Origin of the sequence: Novosphingobium resinovorum (assembly GCF_036352595.1) — a bacterium.
Lineage (GTDB): Bacteria > Pseudomonadota > Alphaproteobacteria > Sphingomonadales > Sphingomonadaceae > Novosphingobium > Novosphingobium resinovorum_B.
On the sequence record NZ_JAZFAX010000038.1, the window covers coordinates 26172 to 39995 of the forward strand.

Consider the following 13824-nt stretch of genomic DNA (forward strand, 5'->3'; position numbering starts at 1 on the left):
GCGCGGCCGGCGCCAACGGGGGGGATGGCGCCGGCTGTCGGCAGGCCTCAGTGCCCGGATGCGGGCTTGGCATTCCTGGGCGGGCGCGGCGCCAGCCAGATGGTGGTCGCGGCGATGAACAGGGCGATCGCGCAGATCACGAACAGTTCGCCGGTGGCGACCGCCGTTCCCTGGCTCTCGACCATCTGGGCGATGATGCCCCTCGCCTGGTCGGCGCTGTAGCCCTGCTGCTGCAGCGATTGCGCGGTGGCGTCGGCGCCGTTGAGAACGCCCGCCAGTTCCGCGCTGCGTTCGCGGCCCATGTCGCTCCATATGGTCGTGACGATGGCCGTCGCCACCGCGCCCGCCAGCGTGCGCCCGAAGTTCGCGATGCCGGCCGCCGCCGCCGTCTCGTGCGGCTTGACCGAACTGAGGCTGATGGTCGTCAGCGGCACGATCATCAGCGATACACCCACGCCCTGCAGCAACTGCGGGATGGCGATCGTCCAGAACGTGATGTCGTTCGACCAGGTCATGCGCATGAGCGCGCAGATTCCGATCCACGTCACGCCGACGAAGACGAGCATGCGCGGATCGAACTTCTGCATCAGCTTGGGCACGAACGGCGACGCCACGACCGCCAGCACGCCGCTGAAGGCCATCGCCTTGCCCGCCTCGGTCGCGGTGTAGCCCATCGAGGTCTGCAGCCACTGGGGGATCACCACGATAGACGCGAAGTACGTACCGAAGGCGATCGTCAGCGACAGGGTAGAGGCCGAGAAGCCGCGATAGCGGAACACCGAGATGTTCACGATCGGATGTTCCTCGGTCAGTTCCCAGATCAGGAAGGCGATGAAGAACACCCCGGCGATGCAGGCCAGCGCGAGGATCTTGGTGGAGGAGAACCAGTCCTCGTCACGGCCGAGATCGAGCATCATCTGGAACGAACCGACGAAGATCACCAGCAGCGCCAGCCCGACCTTGTCGATCGGCAGCTTCTGCGTCGGCGTCTCCTGGTCACGCAGCAGCACCCAGACGCCGAAGAAGATCAGCGCCACGATCGGCACGTTGATGAAGAAGATCCACTCCCACGACCAGTTGTCGGAGATGTAGCCGCCCAGGATCGGGCCGGCGATCGGTGCGGTAACGACGGTCATCGCCCACATCGCCATCGCCCTTGGCTGCATTTCCTTCGGGAAGATCTTGAGCAGCAGGGTCTGCGTCAGCGGCATCAGCGGACCGCCGCAGAGCCCCTGCCCCAACCGGAACAGGACGAGCGCCGAAAGCGTGCCCGAAAGCCCGCACAGCGTGGAGAACACGCCGAAGCCGACCAGCGAGAACATGAACACCCGCAAGGTGCCGAAGCGCCCGGCCAGCCAGCCGGTGAGCGGCACGCAGATCGCCTCGGCGACCGCGTAGGAGGTGATGACCCAGGTGCCGCTCGACACCGAGACGGCGAGGCCGCCCGCGATGTGCGGCACCGAGACGTTGGCGATGGTGGTGTCGAGGACGACGATGAAGTTGGCCATGGCGAGCACGAAGCCCGCCAGGACCAGCTTCGCGCCGGTCAGCGGCTTTGCGCCGCCCACGCCTGAGCCCGCACCCGCCGCCGCTGGAGCAGCGCCTGCCATCAGTCGTTGTCCGTCAGGTCGATCTCGGCTTCCATCGACAGGCCGACGCGCAGCGGGTGCTCCTTGAGTTCCCTGGGGTCGAGCTGGATGCGCACCGGCAGGCGCTGCACCACCTTGATCCAGTTGCCGGTCGCGTTCTGCGCCGGGATCAGCGAGAACGCCGCGCCGGTGCCGCCCGAGAAACCGACGACCTTGCCGTGATATTCGACCTTGCCGCCGTAGAAATCGGAAGTCAGCACCGCCTTCTGGCCCGAGCGGACCTTGCCGAGCTGGTCTTCCTTGAAGTTGGCATCGACGTAGAGTTCACCCACCGGCACCACCACCATCGCCGGCGAACCGGCCTGGATGCGCTGGCCGACCTGGATCGTGCGCTTGGAGACGACGCCGTCGATCGGCGCGCGCACGATGGTGCGCTCGAGATCGAGCTTCGCCTGCGCCAGCTGTGCCTGCGCCTGCAGGATCTCGGGCGCGGTCTGGAGGTTGGTGCCCTTGGTCAGGGCGACGGCGGCCTCTTCCTGGCGGCGGGCGCTGCGGGCGTTTTCCTGCGCCTGCGCGACGCCGGCCTGCGCTTCCTGGTAGGATGCGCGGGCGCTGTCGAGGGCCTGGCGGGCCGAGGTCATTTCCTCGCCCGAGACGGCCCCGCTGTCGCCCAGCGCGGCGCGGCGCTTGTAGTCGGTCTCCGCCTTGGTCAGCGAAGCCTGCGCCGAGGCGAGGCCTGCGCGCGCGGTGTTGATCTGCGCGTCGCTGGCACCGGCAGCGGCGCCCAGCGCGGCGTTGTTGGCGATCGACTGGCCATACTTGCGCTGCATCATGGCCAGGTTGGCCTCGGCCTGCTGCACGGCGATCTTCTGGTCGGCATCCTCGATGCGGAACAGCAGCTGGCCCTTGCGCACCGGCTGAGTGTCGGTGACCAGCACCTCGATCACGCGGCCGGACGTCAGCGGCGTGACTTGCGCGTTCTCGGCCGCGACATAGGCATTGTCGGTCGAGACCGAACCGCTGGCGATGAATTCCTCATAGAGGAACCACAGGCCGCCGATCACCACGACGGCGCCGCCAAGGCCCAGCAGGAGGTTCTTGCGCTTGCTGGTATCGACCACGCTTGCGGAGGCGGTTTCATCACTCATCGGTCGAGGCTTTCTTGGCTGATTCTTCTGCATAACCACCGCCCAGCGCGCGCTGGAGCGCGACTTCGCTGGCGAGGGTGGCGAAATGGGCGTCGACGGCGGCCAGTCGCGCATTGAGCGCGGTGGTCTCGACGTCGAGCGCGTCGATGTAGGTATTGAGGCCGCCGCGATAGCGCTGGAAGGCCAGGTCGTAGGCGGCGTTCGCCTCGGTCCGGGCATCGATCGCGTGGCGCTCCTGCTCGGCGGCGGAAGTGCGCGACGACAGGGCATCGGCGACTTCCTGCAGGGCGCCGATCACGGTCTTGTTGTAGCTGGCGACCTGCGTGTCGTAGCCCGCGCGCGCCATGCGGTACTGGCCCGCCAGCTTGCCGCCCTGGAAGATCGGCAGGCTGATCGCTCCGCCCCCATTGCCGTAGTCCGAACCATCGTCGAACAGGTGCGAGAGGCCGAGCGAGCTGAGGCCGATCAACCCGCTGAGCGAGATGTCGGGCAGGAACGACTTCCTGGCATAGGACACGCCCTTGTCGGCGGCCTCCACCAGCTTGCGCGCCATGACGATGTCGGGACGCCGCCCGGCCAGCGCGATACCCGCGTCGGCGGGAACCGGCGTCGCCGCGATCGTGTCGAGCGGCGGCGGGGTGAGCGTCAGCGTGCGGTCGGGGCCGGCGCCGAGCAGCGCGGCAAGCGCGTGGCGGCGCTTCTCGATCGCCTCGCGGTTGGCGGCGACGGCACCGCGCGCCTCGGCCGCCAGCGCGTTGGACTGGCGCGACGAACTCTGGTTCTCGATCCCGGTCTCGACCCGCTGGCCGATCAGCTTGGCGGTGTTCTCCCGCGCGCCGAGCGTGCTTTCGAGCACCTTCTGCCGTTCGAGCAGGCGGCCGAGGTCGAAGTAGGAAGAGACGATCTCCGAAGCGAGCACCAGTTCGGTCTGGCGCGCGTCGGCCACGGCGGCCTCGGTCGCGGACGTCGCGGCGGCGAGCAGCGCGCGGTTCTTGCCCCAGATGTCGAGGTTGAGGTCGGCCGACACGGCGAGCACGCCGTAGTCCTTCCAGCCCTTGGGCAACGCCGAGGCCGGGGTGCCGTTGTTGTAGCTCTGCTTCTCCATCGTCGCCGAGCCCTGCGCGCCGACCTGCGGCAGCAGCGCCGCGCGCGAGGACTGCAGCGCGCCCTGCGCCTGGGCGATGCGGGCGGCGGCGGTGGCGATGTCGGGCGAACCCTTAAGCGCTTCGTCGATCAGGCCGTCGAGCTGCGGATCGCCATAGGCGGTCCACCAGCGCTGCTGGGGCCACTGGGCATCGGCACCGGTGATGGACGCGGCGCTGGCGAGGCTCGGCGGCGGACGCAGTTCAGGGCGCGGCCCCAGATCGGGCACGCCGCACCCGGCCAGCGCTAATGTGGCGGTGATGGTGGCGGCGAACTGCGTGGCTGCCGCGACTCGGGGGGGGAATTTTGTACTCATCGGTAAAGGCCAAATCGTTTGCCTGCTTGTTTCTGTCAATAAAAAACTGTACTGGAGAGTACACCATGATAGAAAAAACGGGACTCTCCAAGCGCGAGATCAACAAGGCGAGGAAGCGGGCGGATATCGTCCGGGTCGCCTCGGGCATGTTCCTCGAACAAGGTTACGCGACGACGACGATGTCCGGCATCGCCGATGCCGTGGGCGGATCGAAGGCGACGCTGTGGGCGCACTTCGCCTCCAAGGAGGAACTGTTCGCGGCCGTCGTCGATCTCCACGTCGAGATTTTCGCGCGCGACGTGGACGAAGTGCTGACCGGGCAGAGCTTTTCACGGGCGGCGCTGCGCCGCGCCTGCCTGCGCTTCGTCGACTGCCTGCTGCGTGAGAACTCGGTGCTGCTGTACCGCCTCGTCACCAGCGAGGGGGAGCGGTATCCCGAAGTCAAGGAGACGTTCTATACGCGCGGCCCGGTCAAGCTGAGGTGCGCGATCACCGATTTCTTCGCCACCCGCTTCGACCGGGAGGAAGCGGTGCGGCTGACCCAGATCACCGTCGCCGCCGTCACCGGCTACCGCAGCGACGTGCTGCTGCGCCCGGAGCCCGTGCGGCCCGGCCAGCACGAGGACTTCGTGGACACCCTGCTCGCGCACATCGCCTGGCCGGACGCGTAGGCGCGTCCCCAGCAAACGCCCGAGCGATCACTGCCGCACCGCCGCCATTCGGGGTTGGACGCCGGCGCCGCGCCTCGTCCATCCTTTCCCTTCGGCTCGGGAGGAGAGGAGAAGTCCATGAGCGACGACACATCGGCCGCGATCCGCGACACGCGCAAGGACTGGGTGGTCGAGCACCGCGACATGTACTTGTCCTCGGGCGGGGCGCAGGGCCACATCATGGACATCACGCCGGTCGGCGGGCGATCGTTCGCCACGCATTGCCTGGTCAAGTATGTCGGCCGCAAGAGCGGCAAGGTCTTCATCACGCCGCTGTGCTACGCCGACATCGGCGGCGAGGTCGTCATCTGCGCCTCCAAGGGCGGCGCCGACCATCACCCCGCCTGGTATCTCAACATCCGCGAAGCCGCGACGGTCGACTTCCAGGTGGCCACCCAGGCCTTCCGCGCGACCTGGCGCGAACCGGAAGGGGCCGAGCGCGAGAAGGTCTGGGCCTTCCTGACCGACTGCCACCCCTTCTACGCGAATTACCAGGAGGCGACCGACAGGGTGATCCCGCTGGTCATGCTCAAGGCGATCGCGCCGATTCCCGTGTTCAGGGCCGAGGACGCCACCGGCGTCCGGCAGTTCTGAAACAGGCACCCGGCCGCAATCGCCCTGCAGGGGAAGCTACCCTAGAACAGCGATCCGCCGCTCGACACCGTCTCCACCCGCCCGGCGATCCAGACCTCGCCCGCTTCGTCCTGCGTGCAGTGGACGAGGCCGTCTGCGCCGACCTTGCGCCCTTGCGCGGCGACGTAGCGTCCCTGCGCCAGCCCGCTCGCGAAAAGATACTGCGCCACCGCCGCGTTGAGGCTGCCGGTCACCGGATCCTCGAACAGCTTGCCCTGCGGATCGGCGGCGAAGGCCCGCAGTTCGAACTGCGCCATCCCACCCGGCGCGCAGGGGCCCAGCAGCGCGACATCGGTGCCGGGAGGCGCCTTCGCCACCGGCTCGGCCGCCAGCACCGCCTCCGCCGAGGCGAGGTGCAGCAGCTTCCAGCCCGGCCCGTTGGCGGCATGGACCGCCGCTACGACCTGCTCCGCGTCGGCCCCGGTCAGCCGCAACGTCTCGGCCCGGTCCGCCGCGTCGAGAGGGCCCGAGCGGATCAGCGGCGGCGCGCGGAAGGCCAGTCGCTCCTGGCTCTCCTGGCGCACCTTGACGAGGCCGATGCCGCATTCCTGCACCACGCGTCCAGCCTCGCGCGGGGTGCCCCCGGCGGCCAGCCAGGCATGCGCGGTGCCCAGCGTCGGGTGGCCGGCGAAAGGCAGTTCGCCCGCAGGATAGAAGATGCGCACGCGATAGTCCGCGCCGGGATCGGTGGGCGGCAGCAGAAACGTGGTCTCCGAAAAGCCCAGCCACTGCGTCAGGCGCAGCATCTGCGCGTCGCTCAGGCCCTCCCCTCCGCGCACCACCGCGAGCGGATTGCCGCTCAGCGGGCCGGAACCGAAGACGTCGACGAGATCGAGAAACATGGCTTGTCCTTTGCAGCCGATTGCACTTGTGAACGTTACGGCTCAGGGTAACCCCGTACCGCCGCTGTCCAGCCGCCGGTTCATCGCCGGTTGTCATAAGCGGGTCCAGTGGCGGTGGAAGATTATGCCTCGATGCATCGCAGGAGAATGACCATGAAGAAGTCGCTGCTGGCGCTGGCCGCGCTCGCCGCCACCATCACCGCCGTGCCGGTGGCACCGGTCCTGGCCGATCCGCCGCACCGCAACGATCGCGACCGGGATGGCCGGAACGATCGCTGGGACCGCCGTGACGATCGCCGCGACAACCGCTACGATTCGCGCGGCCGCTATCGCCAGCCGCACCGCATCACCCGCAACGACCGCATCTGGCGCGGCAACGACGGGCGCTATTACTGCAAGCGCGACAACGGCACCACCGGCCTGCTGATCGGCGCGGGCGTCGGCGCGCTCGCCGGCCATCAGATCGCCGGCAATGGCGACCGCACCATCGGCGCGATCCTGGGCGGCGTGCTCGGCGGCGCATTGGGCCGCGAGATCGACAAGGGCGACATCCAGTGCCGCTGAACTGAACCCTCGGCCGGGATCGACGAAGGCGCGCTGCCCCCAAGGGCGGCGCGCCTTTGCATTCGTCAACCGCTGGAACGGCCGCTCAGCGCCCCAGAAAATCGACGAACATGCCCTCCACCCGCGCCTTGTCGACGCGGTAGACCACGTCCACGTCCTGTTCGCCGAGGCCCGGCCCCTTGCCGGCCGGCCAGGCCAGCAGCGCGCCGTAGTTGGCGCCCGGCATCAGATCGACGTCCATCGCCAGACGCCCCTTGCGAGTGACGATCGCCGGGTCGAGCCACGCCGCCGCCTGCACCTCGTCCCACAGCGGGAAGCCCGCCTGCGCGGTCTGCTTCAGGTAGCGCGCCGCCGGCCGGCCGCTCGCGGCGGCCTTCTCGATCAGGGGCGCGGTGCCGAAGATCCCTTCGTTGGCATCCCCGGTGACCAGCACCAGCCGCCGCCACTTCGTGGTGAACACGATGTGCGCCGCCTCGGGATCGAAGAAGTGGTTGAACGACATGCGCGGCGAAAAGGCGGTCTGCATCGCGAATTCGTCGTGCTCACCGTCGATGTCGCTGGCGATGAAATTGCCGCCCTCGGTGACCAGTTCCTTCACCCGGCCGGCAAAGCCGTCGTCGAGCCGCTGGGCCAGAGCGAGGTTGGTCAGCGGCCCCATCGCGACGATACTGACCTGCCCCGGAAAGCGGCGCGTCATCTCCAGCATGAATTCGGCCGCTGAACCCGCGCGGGCTTTCGCCCGGGGCATGCCCTCGGGCAGCGGCGGAACCGCGAAGGGGCCATGCGGCTCGCGGCGCTTCATGGTGTTGTAGGCGGGCCAGGCGTCCATCCACGCGCCCTTGTAGGGCAAGGCACCATACAGCGCCTCGCGGCGGGTGGTCGCCGGCTTGCTGTTGACCAGCGGGAATACCGCGCCCTGCACCACCGGCACGTCGGTGCGCCCCACCCGTTCCAGCATGCGCAAGGTCGCGGCGGTCTCTTCGGGAGCCCAGCCGTCACCGGTGACGGTGGTGATGCCGAGCACCTCGACGGTCGGATCCTGGAGCAGCATCAGGATCGGCTGCAGGCCGGGCCCCTCGAACGCATCCTGATCGACGATCACGAGACGCTTGGCGACAGGAGCGGGAGCGGGCGCGGCGAGAGCCGGCGCGGATGACAGCAGCGCGGCCAGCAGCAGCGACAGGATCGAGACGAGACGGCAGGGACGTTTGGACGGCAAGGCGGATCTCCGGACAGGCGGCCTGATTCTATCGGTCCGCCGCGCTCTCGGCCAACGCAATTCCTGCGGGGGCCCGTTGCCGAAATTGGCGCGCAACGAAGCCGAAATCATGTCTGCGCAGCAACATTTCCCTCGGCTCGTCGCGCGGCACGCGCGTCTCGTCATGCATTTTTCCCGGGCGGCCCACGTTCATCTGACGTTGTGGATCAATGAACGATTAGCGGCGTTACCCCACCATTCAAACGCACCGATGAGGGCACACATTATGCGTAAAATCATTCTCGCCGCCACCATGCTGGCATTCGCCGCTCCCGCCACCATCGCCTTCACGGCACCGGCCGAGGCACGCGACCATCGCCGCTACCACAACGACCGCGGCGTCAAGTACTGGCGCGGCAACAACGGCCGTTACTACTGCAAGCGCTCGAACGGCACCACCGGCCTGCTGATCGGCGGCGTCGCCGGCGCGCTCGCGGGCCGTGCGATCGATACCCGCGGCGACCGCGCGACGGGCACGATCCTCGGCGCTGCCGGCGGTGCGCTACTGGGCCGCGAGATCGACCGCGGCGGCTCGCGTCCGCGCTGCCGCTGACAGGGCCTCGACAAGTCCCTTGGGAAAGGCGCGTCGCCCGCGGGCGGCGCGCCTTTTCGTTTGTCCGGTGAAGCGGCGCAAAGCTCAAAGCGGCTTTCCTACACCGCCGTGCTATGCTCAAATGCCGCCATGTTTCAGCAATTTGCCTGCGTTTCACGCCGCTTGCCCCGCTTCCGGGAGGCCACTTCCGGAAGGCCGCGGGGTTTTCGCTCTGGACCGTGTAAACCGTGTAAACCTGCGTCACCTTGCGCGAACGGTATGAGCCGGCGATGAGCGGCGACAGCGCAATGCGCCCCGCCATGCTGGTGACCGGCGGCGCCAAACGGATCGGCGCCGCGATCGCGCGGGCGTTCGGGGCAGCGGGCTGGCATGTCGTCATCCATTACGGCCATTCGCGCCGGCAGGCCGAAGCGCTCGCGGCCGAACTGCCGAGCGCCGAAACCGTGGCCTGCGACCTCGATGACTGGAACCAGGGCCCGGCGATGATCGCCGCGCTGGCGGAGCGGCTGGCCGACTGGCGGGTGCTGGTGAACTGCGCGGGCGTGTTCGATCTCGACACCGCCGGGGCGCTCGACCCGGCGACGTTCGAGGCCGCCATGCACGTCAATGCGGCAGCGCCCGCGCGGCTGGGACAGGCCTTCCTCGCTCATGCCCGCGCGGCGGGCGGCCGGCGGCTGGTGCACGTCACCGACCAGAAGCTGCTCAACCCCAACCCCGACTTCTTCTCCTACACGATGAGCAAGCATGCGCTGGCCGCGACGATCCCGATGCTGTCGATGGCGCGCCGTGACGAGCGGGACCGCGTCTACGGCATCGCGCCGGGTGCCATCCTCGCCAGCCACGACCAGAGCGAGGCGGAGGCCGAAGTCTCGCACCGGATGAACCTGCTGGGCCGCCGCGCCACGCCGCAGGACGTCGCGGGCGCGGCGCTGTTCCTGGCGGACGGCTGGCTGGCGAGCGGCGAGACGCTCTATGTCGATTCGGGCCAGCACCTCACCGCCCAGCCGCGCGACGTCCTGTTTCTGGCACGCGGGTAGGGATTGTGCATTTCTCATCACAAGCCCCCTTGCGCATAGGGATTTACCCCCCCAAGACCCCCTGATGGCACTCGGCATACTTGACCGCTTCCTCGAGCGCGGCGTCCGACAGGGCGTGCTCGAACTGGCCCGCCCCGACGGCTCCGTCCGTCGCTTTGGAACCCCCGCAGAAGGCTTTCCCCACGTCCGCATCCGCCTGACCGACAAGGGCGCCGAACGCCGCATCCTGCGCGACCCGCGCCTGGGCGCCGCCGAAGCCTTCATGGACGGTCAGCTCGAAGTCGAGCAGGGCGACATCATGGATCTCGTCTACCTGCTGCGCGCCAACGCGCGGTGGGACAAGGGCGGCGAACTGAAGGAACAGACCGCGCTCAAGAAGGTGCTCGGCAAGGCCGTCACCCTCGTCGACGGCATCAACCGCGCGGCGAGCGCCAAGAAGAACATCGCCCACCACTACGACGTGGGCAACGACCTCTACAACCTGTTCCTCGACATCGAGCACATGCAGTATTCCTGCGCCTACTGGCCCAGTGACGACATCACGCTGGAGCAGGCGCAGACCGCCAAGCTCGCCCACATCGCCGCCAAGCTGGCGATCGAGCCGGGCCAGAAAGTGCTCGACATCGGCTGCGGCTGGGGCGGCATGGCGATCTACCTGGCCAAACACTTCGACGTCTCGGTCAAGGGCATCACCCTCTCCGAGGAACAGCTGGTGCTGGCCCGCCAGCGCGCCGTGGAAGCGGGCGTATCGGGTCGCATCGACTTCGAGTTGATCGACTACCGTGACCTCGCCGCGCGCGGCGACAAGTTCGAGCGCATCGTCTCGGTCGGCATGTTCGAGCACGTCGGCCAGGCCCAGTTCGACCGCTTCTTCCGCGACTGCGCGACGATGCTGGACGACGAGGGCGTGATGCTGATGCACACCATCGGCCGCATGGGCGGGCCCGGCTCGACCGACGCCTTCACCCGCAAGTACATCTTCCCCGGCGGCTACATCCCGGCGCTGAGCGAGACGGTGGAGGCCAGCGAAAAGGTCCGCCTGATCGCCACCGACGTCGAGAACCTGCGCCTCCACTACGCCAAGACCCTGCGCGAATGGTACAAGCGCTGCGTCGCCAACAAGGAGGCCATCGTCAAGCTGCACGACGAGCGCTTCTACCGCATGTGGATCTTCTACCTCTCCGGCGCGACCGCCGCCTTCGAGAGCGGCGGCATGTGCAACTACCAGATCCAGTACACCCGTTCGCGCCACGCCCTGCCCCTCACCCGCGACTACATCGCGGAAGGAGAGAAAGTGCTGCTGGGCGCGTAAACGTTGCGAAGTTTGGGCGCACCTGCTAGCCGCGCGCCCAAACTTCCACCGCTCATGCCGCGAAAGCCCGTGCCCATGTCCGACAGCATCAAGAAGGTCGTCCTCGCCTATTCCGGCGGCCTCGACACCAGCGTCATCCTCAAGTGGCTCCAGGTCACCTACAACTGCGAGGTGGTGACCTTCACCGCCGACCTCGGCCAGGGTGAGGAACTCGAACCCGCCCGTGCCAAGGCCAAGCTGATGGGCCTGCCGGACGAGAACATCTACATCGACGACCTGCGCGAGGAATTCGTGCGCGACTTCGTGTTCCCGATGATGCGCGCCAATGCCCGCTACGAAGGCGACTATCTCCTCGGCACCTCGATCGCCCGCCCGCTGATCTCCAAGCGCCTGATCGAGATCGCCCACGAGACCGGCGCCGACGCTGTCGCCCACGGCGCCACCGGCAAGGGCAACGACCAGGTCCGCTTCGAACTCTCGGCCTATGCGCTCGACCCGAACATCAAGGTCATCGCCCCTTGGCGCGAATGGGACCTGACCAGCCGCACCGCCCTAATCCAGTGGGCCGAAAAGCACCAGATCCCCGTCCCCACGGACAAGCGCGGCGAAAGCCCCTTCTCGACCGACGCCAACCTCCTGCACACCTCGTCCGAGGGCAAGGTGCTGGAAGATCCGTGGGAAGAGACCCCCGACTACGTCTATTCGCGCACCGTCAACCCGGAAGACGCGCCGGATGCGCCCGAATACATCACCATCGACTTCGAGAAGGGTGACGGCGTCGCCCTCAACGGCGTGGCGATGAGCCCGGCCACCCTCCTCACCCAGCTCAACGAACTGGGCCGCAAGCACGGCATCGGCCGCCTCGACCTCGTCGAGAACCGCTTCGTCGGCATGAAGTCGCGCGGCATGTACGAGACGCCCGGCGGCGAGATCTACGCCCGCGCCCACCGTGGCATCGAGCAGATCACGCTCGATCGCGGCGCCGCTCACCTCAAGGACGAGCTGATGCCGAAGTACGCCGAGCTCATCTACAACGGCTTCTGGTTCGCCCCCGAACGCGAGATGCTGCAGGCCGCGATCGACCACTCGCAGGCCCGCGTCAACGGCACCGTGCGCCTCAAGCTCTACAAGGGCTCGGCCTCGGTCGTCGGCCGCAAGAGCCCCGATTCGCTCTACTCCGAACGCCACGTCACCTTCGAGGACGATGCCGGCGCCTACGACCAGAAGGACGCAGCAGGCTTCATCAAGCTCAACGCCCTGCGCCTCAGGCTGCTGGCCCAGCAGGGCAAGTAAACCTTGCTGACAGCTTAACCGCATCAGGCGGCCCGTTGCCAAAGCGCGACGGGCCGCTTTTGCCTATATGGCCTTCGGGAAACCGCACAGGTAGGACTCCCGCCATCGTCAACGACGAAGCGGGGTAAGTTTTGCAAGTTCGATCGACCAGCCTGATGGCGCTTTGCGCCGCCGTCATCCTGCCCTTCGCAGGCCCCGCTCAGGCTGAAGCCCCGGTTGTTCTTGCTCCTGTCGCTGGCGTCAACGCCGTCGCCGCCGCAGAAGTTCCCGCCGCCCTCACGGCACCTGCCGACGAGATCGAGGTCACCCCGATCGCAGGCGGCATCGCCAGCTTCTACGGCCGCCACCTCAAGGGCGCCCGCACCGCCAGCGGCGAGCGTTACGCGCCCGACGAGCTGACCGCCGCTCACCGCACCCTGCCCTTCGGCACGCAGGTGCAGGTCACCAACCCGGCCAACGGCGAAATGGTCGTCGTCACCATCAACGATCGCGGCCCCTTCCACGGCAACCGCGTGATCGACCTGTCCGACGCCGCCGCCGACGAACTCGGCATCACCCGCATGGGCAGCGGCAAGGTGGAACTGGCCGTCCTCGGCAACTGACCAGCGCTGCCGACCTGATTTTCAAAGGGAAAAGGGTCGGCCGGCGCAGCTGGGAGGGGGTGGGGGAAGCGCCGCGCCGGCCTTCACACTCGATAACAGCGAAGCCCCCCATTCGTTCCCGCCAGCGGCAAGGTTTTGTCGATTCGTGCCCCGCGATCGACGAGCCGTGAGGTTTACACGGTTTACACGGTCCTGAGAGACCAAGGCCGGAACCCCCAACCCCGCCGCATCCAGCGACTTGTACTCCATCGCCCCCTCACTCCCCGAGAACCCCAGCGCCGCGTCGACACAGGCGAAGGCATGCGCCCGCCAGCCATCCCACTGCGCCGCCCGCGCCCGCACGAAGCCCGCGCGCCGGGGCGAAGGCGGATAGTCCGGCGCCTCGACACCCGCGACCACCGACTCCTCATCGTCCTCAGGCTGCACATACCCGGCCGCAGCGTCGATCGCGTCCACTTCGTCAAGCCACGCCTCCCGCGCCGCAACGAAGTCCGCCTCACCCCCGAGGCCGACATAGTGCTCCCGCTCCGGCGGCAGCGACACCTCCGCGACCGGCCCCGCAAGGCCGGACAGATGCGACCCCGCATCCGCCCCGGCGACGAGCGCCAGCACCTCGTCGAACCGCTCCGCGCCGCTATCCTCCTCTCCCGATACTGGCCCCGACGCCGCATCCAGCCGCGCCAGATGCGCCAGCAGCGTAATTGCTCACGGGGTCAGCAATTGGGCTCTGATCAGGCGACCACGAACCTGCCGTCGACGAGTTCGCGGATAGCTACGAGGGCCGATTTGCCGCTGAGACGGGCGGTTCCGGTGACGGAGCGATA

General features: G+C 68.0%; 14 protein-coding genes. 8 read left to right on the forward strand and 6 right to left on the reverse strand.

What is annotated here, in order from left to right:
- Window positions 1–47 precede the first annotated feature (47 nt).
- The 3 genes from V2S85_RS23250 to V2S85_RS23260 are packed head-to-tail and all read right to left on the reverse strand — an operon-like array spanning window position 48 to window position 4196.
- Window positions 48–1610: a DHA2 family efflux MFS transporter permease subunit gene (locus V2S85_RS23250; RefSeq protein ID WP_330705180.1), complete on the reverse strand. Its 1563-nt coding sequence runs from the start codon at window positions 1608–1610 to the stop codon at window positions 48–50.
- A complete protein-coding gene (locus V2S85_RS23255; RefSeq protein WP_330705181.1) occupies window positions 1610–2737 on the reverse strand; it encodes an HlyD family efflux transporter periplasmic adaptor subunit in 1128 nt (375 codons plus the stop codon). The genes V2S85_RS23250 and V2S85_RS23255 overlap by 1 nt, the downstream gene beginning before the upstream one ends.
- Window positions 2730–4196 (reverse strand): efflux transporter outer membrane subunit, encoded by a 1467-nt coding sequence (locus V2S85_RS23260; RefSeq protein ID WP_330705182.1) that lies wholly within the window; start codon window positions 4194–4196, stop codon window positions 2730–2732. Before V2S85_RS23260 ends, V2S85_RS23255 begins: the two co-directional genes overlap by 8 nt.
- A gap of 65 nt (window positions 4197–4261) precedes the next feature.
- Here V2S85_RS23260 and V2S85_RS23265 point away from each other — a divergent pair, with 65 nt between their 5' ends.
- Together V2S85_RS23265 and V2S85_RS23270 are read left to right on the forward strand one after the other, a co-directional pair.
- Window positions 4262–4867, forward strand: coding sequence for a TetR/AcrR family transcriptional regulator (locus V2S85_RS23265; protein WP_330705183.1), 606 nt, complete (start codon window positions 4262–4264; stop codon window positions 4865–4867).
- A gap of 117 nt (window positions 4868–4984) precedes the next feature.
- Window positions 4985–5500 (forward strand): nitroreductase/quinone reductase family protein, encoded by a 516-nt coding sequence (locus tag V2S85_RS23270; protein ID WP_330705184.1) that lies wholly within the window; start codon window positions 4985–4987, stop codon window positions 5498–5500.
- 41 nt (window positions 5501–5541) lie between these two features.
- On the opposite strand, the gene V2S85_RS23275 is transcribed toward V2S85_RS23270, so the two are convergent.
- Complete coding sequence (locus tag V2S85_RS23275; RefSeq protein ID WP_330705185.1) at window positions 5542–6381, reverse strand: PhzF family phenazine biosynthesis protein; 840 nt, start codon at window positions 6379–6381, stop codon at window positions 5542–5544.
- Window positions 6382–6534: 153 nt separating this feature from the next.
- Between V2S85_RS23275 and V2S85_RS23280 the strand changes: the two genes are divergently transcribed.
- A complete protein-coding gene (locus tag V2S85_RS23280) occupies window positions 6535–6945 on the forward strand; it encodes a glycine zipper 2TM domain-containing protein (protein ID WP_330705186.1) in 411 nt (136 codons plus the stop codon).
- 85 nt (window positions 6946–7030) lie between these two features.
- Here V2S85_RS23280 and V2S85_RS23285 read toward each other — a convergent pair whose 3' ends face one another.
- Window positions 7031–8164, reverse strand: a complete 1134-nt coding sequence (locus tag V2S85_RS23285; protein WP_330705187.1) for a nucleoside hydrolase — start codon at window positions 8162–8164, stop codon at window positions 7031–7033.
- Window positions 8165–8429: 265 nt separating this feature from the next.
- Here V2S85_RS23285 and V2S85_RS23290 point away from each other — a divergent pair, with 265 nt between their 5' ends.
- From V2S85_RS23290 to V2S85_RS23310, 5 genes are all read left to right on the forward strand, one after another.
- Window positions 8430–8756, forward strand: coding sequence for a glycine zipper 2TM domain-containing protein (locus V2S85_RS23290; RefSeq protein WP_330705188.1), 327 nt, complete (start codon window positions 8430–8432; stop codon window positions 8754–8756).
- Window positions 8757–9025: 269 nt separating this feature from the next.
- Window positions 9026–9793 carry an SDR family oxidoreductase gene (locus tag V2S85_RS23295; RefSeq protein ID WP_330705189.1) on the forward strand — a complete coding sequence of 256 codons (768 nt, stop codon included), beginning with the start codon at window positions 9026–9028 and terminating at the stop codon, window positions 9791–9793.
- Between the two features lie 64 nt (window positions 9794–9857).
- Window positions 9858–11105, forward strand: coding sequence for a class I SAM-dependent methyltransferase (locus tag V2S85_RS23300; protein ID WP_330705190.1), 1248 nt, complete (start codon window positions 9858–9860; stop codon window positions 11103–11105).
- Window positions 11106–11180: 75 nt separating this feature from the next.
- Window positions 11181–12398 carry an argininosuccinate synthase gene (locus V2S85_RS23305; RefSeq protein WP_330705191.1) on the forward strand — a complete coding sequence of 406 codons (1218 nt, stop codon included), beginning with the start codon at window positions 11181–11183 and terminating at the stop codon, window positions 12396–12398.
- Between the two features lie 155 nt (window positions 12399–12553).
- On the forward strand, window positions 12554–13000 hold the full coding sequence (locus V2S85_RS23310; RefSeq protein WP_330705192.1) for a septal ring lytic transglycosylase RlpA family protein: 447 nt from the start codon (window positions 12554–12556) through the stop codon (window positions 12998–13000).
- 21 nt (window positions 13001–13021) lie between these two features.
- Here V2S85_RS23310 and V2S85_RS23315 read toward each other — a convergent pair whose 3' ends face one another.
- The gene (locus tag V2S85_RS23315) at window positions 13022–13612 is read right to left on the reverse strand and encodes a hypothetical protein (RefSeq protein WP_330705193.1); all 591 of its coding nucleotides are present in this window, start codon (window positions 13610–13612) and stop codon (window positions 13022–13024) included.
- Window positions 13613–13824 lie beyond the last annotated feature (212 nt).